Source organism: Mycobacterium sp. (assembly GCF_049683355.1).
Taxonomy (GTDB): domain Bacteria; phylum Actinomycetota; class Actinomycetes; order Mycobacteriales; family Mycobacteriaceae; genus Mycobacterium.
Genome location: NZ_JBAUJB010000432.1, coordinates 1 through 1,682, shown reverse-complemented (window position 1 = coordinate 1,682; position 1,682 = coordinate 1). Strand labels below are relative to the sequence as shown.

General features: G+C 69.6%; 3 protein-coding genes. All 3 read right to left on the bottom strand.

The genetic code is table 11. The features are described 5' to 3' along the window. Positions 1-377: glyceraldehyde 3-phosphate dehydrogenase NAD-binding domain-containing protein (locus tag WA944_RS24710; RefSeq protein WP_526611739.1), on the bottom strand; the 377-nt coding region annotated here is incomplete at its 3' end. A gap of 98 nt (positions 378-475) precedes the next feature. Next, positions 476-1,180 carry an ABC transporter substrate-binding protein gene (locus WA944_RS24705; protein WP_526375756.1) on the bottom strand — a complete coding sequence of 235 codons (705 nt, stop codon included), beginning with the start codon at positions 1,178-1,180 and terminating at the stop codon, positions 476-478. Between the two features lies 1 nt (position 1,181). Next, positions 1,182-1,682 (bottom strand): DNA-binding protein WhiA (gene whiA / locus WA944_RS24700; protein ID WP_526647442.1); only part of this gene is annotated, 501 nt, incomplete at its 5' end.

Genomic DNA, 1,682 nt, shown 5'->3' with positions numbered 1-1,682 from the left:
ATGACCTTCTTGGCGCCCGCGTCGAGGTGGCCCTGCGCCTTGGCGCGGGCGGTGAAGATGCCGGTCGACTCGACGACGACGTCGACTCCCAGGTCACCCCAGGGAAGGGCGGACGGGCCCTCCTTGACCTCGAGCGCCTTGATCTTGGTGTCGCCGATGACGATGGTGTCCTCGCCCTCGAGGCTGACGTCGTAGGGCAGTCGGCCCAGGATCGAGTCGAACTTCAGCAGGTGGGCGAGCGTGGCGTTGTCGGTGAGGTCGTTGACAGCCACGATCTCGATGTCGCTGTTCTTTCCTTCGGCCTTCTGCGCATCCAGCGCGCGGAAGAAGTTGCGTCCGATGCGGCCGAAGCCGTTCACGCCTACCCGGATCGTCACGTCTTTCTCCTCTTGTTTCGTCACTGAACTCTTCGGCATCGCTCGGCGTTCAGCCTAGTCGGTGCCCTTCCCGCTGCGCGCGGCCTGTCCCCGACGTCTCAGAGCGATCCCAGGCTCTGGTCGACATACGGGCTTCCCAGCCATTTGCGTCGAATCCGCTGCAGCGTGCCGTCCTCTTCGAGCTCGGCCTGGGCGACCCGCAGCCTGCCCGCGAGCGCCTGGTCGGCGGGCGCCACCGCGATCGCGATGTGCTCCACCGAAAGGCCTTGCTGCACCACGTCGACACCGGGCAGCGACTTGACGAGCTCGGTCAGCACCGGAGCCAGCTTCATCACCGCATCACATTCGCCGTTGCCCAGGCCACGCACCGCCGCCTCGACGTCGCCGTAGTCGTAGACCCGCACCCGCGCCGCCTTGCCCTCGGCGACGAGGCGCTCGGCGATCGGCTCGCTGGTGTTGCCGCGCTGCACCCCGATCGTCAGGCCGTCGAGGTCGTCGATCGAGTGCACCTGTGGCAGCCGGCCGGTGTCGACGGCCAGGGCCTGCCCGGAGATCAGATACGGCGGGAGAAACCCCGCCCTGGCTTCGCGGGCCGGTGTCACGGTGGTGCCCGCGGCGACGCAGTCGTAGTCGCCGGCTTCCAGACGCGCGAAGATCCCGTCGAAATCCGCACCCTTGTAGCCGACGAACTCGACGGACTCACCGAGCGCGCGGGCGAGTTCGGCCATCAGCTCGATGTCCAGGCCGGTGTCGCCCGGCATCGCGTTGAACGGCGGGTCCGGATAGGCCACACCCACCCTCATGTCAGGCGTCTTCCAGCAGGTCCGGGGTCACCGCCGACTCGGTGTCGGGGACACCGTCCTGCTTGGCCTTGCGGTCGGCCATCGACAGCAGCCGCCGAATCCTCCCCGCCACAGCGTCTTTGGTCATCGGGGGCTCGGCAAGGCGGCCGAGCTCCTCCAGGGACGCCTGCCGGTGCGCCACGCGCAGACTGCCCGCGGCGGCGAGATGGTCGGGCACCGTATCGCCGAGGATCTCCAGCGCACGTTCCACGCGGGCGGCCGCAGCCACCGCGGCCCGCGCGGACCGCCGCAGGTTGGCGTCGTCGAAGTTGGCCAACCGGTTCGCCGTCGCCCGCACCTCGCGGCGCATCCGGCGCTCCTCCCAGGTGAGCCGGGTGTCCTGCGCACCCATCCGGGTGAGCAATGCGCCGATGGCCTCGCCGTCTCGAACCACGACACGGTCGCTGCCGCGCACCTCGCGTGCCTTCGCGCCGACCCCCAGCCGCCGGGCCGCACCCACGAG

Coding starts and splice junctions, on each gene's coding strand:
- WA944_RS24705 (WP_526375756.1), bottom strand. CDS start 1,180: ATGAGGGTGGGTGTGGCCTATCCGGACCCGCCGTTCAACGCGATGCCG.